The 1,390-nt window shown below is 56.2% G+C and carries 1 protein-coding gene; it reads left to right on the top strand.

Annotation, left to right across the window (positions count from 1 at the left end; all coding sequences use genetic code 11):
• The coding region (gene xerC / locus M5G11_RS26335) for a site-specific tyrosine recombinase XerC (RefSeq protein WP_273914083.1) at positions 1 to 962 on the top strand (962 nt) is incomplete at its 5' end.
• Positions 963 to 1,390: the final 428 nt, after the last annotated feature.

Raw genomic sequence — 1,390 nt, 5'->3', positions numbered from 1 at the left:
CCGTGGGCAACCGCGAACACTTGCTGATTGCGTTTATCCGTTGGTGTGATGAACGAGGTTTGACCCGTCCGCAGGAAATCACCCGGCCGATTTTAGAGCGCTACCAGCGGCATCTGTTTTTATACCGAAAAGCCGATGGTGAAGCTTTGTCGGCTCGTAGTCAGACGGTGCGCATTACGCCGATCCGGGTCTGGTTTAAGTGGCTGACCAAAACCAATCGAATCCTGTACAACCCGGCGTCCGACCTTGATCTACCAAGGATGGAACAGCGCTTGCCGAAACACATCCTCAGCAGCGACGAAGCCGAACGTATCCTCAATGTGCCGGACAGCCAAACCCCGACTGGCATCCGCGACCGGGCCATGCTGGAAACCCTCTACAGCACCGGCATGCGCCGCATGGAATTGATTGGTCTGAGCTGGAGCGCCATCGACTACGAGCGCGGCACGGTGATGATTCGCCAGGGCAAGGGCAAAAAAGACCGGATGATTCCCATCGGCGAACGGGCATTGGCCTGGATCACCAAATACCGCGACGATGTCCGGCCCCAGTTCGCAATGGCCCAGGACGATGGCACCTTGTTCCTGACCCAGCAGGGTGAAGTGTTCAGCCCCAATCGCCTGAGCCAATTGGTGCGCGAGCACATCGACAAAGCCAACATCGGCAAGGGCGGCAGTTGCCACTTGTTCCGCCACACCATGGCCACGCTGATGCTGGAGAACGGCGCAGACATCCGTTTCATCCAGGCCATGCTCGGTCATGTCAGCCTGAACACCACGCAGATTTACACCCAGGTCAGTATTCGGGCACTTAAGGAAATTCACACCGCGACCCATCCGGCACGGTTGCAACGGCAACATTCGGCCAGTGAAACCACGGCTGAAACCTTGCCAGATGATCCCGTCGAAGCCCTGTTGACGGCCTTGGACGCCGAAGCGGATGAAGAGAGCAATCAGGCCTGACAACTTGCCTGCAAAGGCCTGACAAGCGCCCCGCAAGTCCCAGGCAGATACCCATCGGCCTGACAAATCCCCTGCAAACTCCCCGCAAAGTCCCTACTAATACCTGACATCCCCGCAGGCCGCGAAGCGGCCTCAATCAACGGCAAAAATACAGGCACGCTATGGATGTATACATCCGGTGCCAAAGGGGAGCCCTTTGAATCCCGAGAAGCCGCCTCTACGAGTCGTAAATCTGAGTGATCTTTTGGACAGGAAAGGTTTTGTGGCCACAGCCTGCACGCAGTCGGTCTCCCCAAAACCCTGATCAGGGCTGCGCCCCGATACCCCGTTGGATTAGCACTTTTGAGGAACGAGACGAGTTTCCTCGATTAGAGAAATTTAGAGAAAATCAGATCAACTTAAAGCGATTTAGAGAGAGTTAGAGAGAG

This window comes from Pseudomonas fontis (assembly GCF_028656955.1).
GTDB lineage: Bacteria > Pseudomonadota > Gammaproteobacteria > Pseudomonadales > Pseudomonadaceae > Aquipseudomonas > Aquipseudomonas fontis.
The sequence above is the reverse complement of the archived record's forward strand: the minus strand, read 5'-3'. Positions and strand labels throughout refer to the sequence as shown.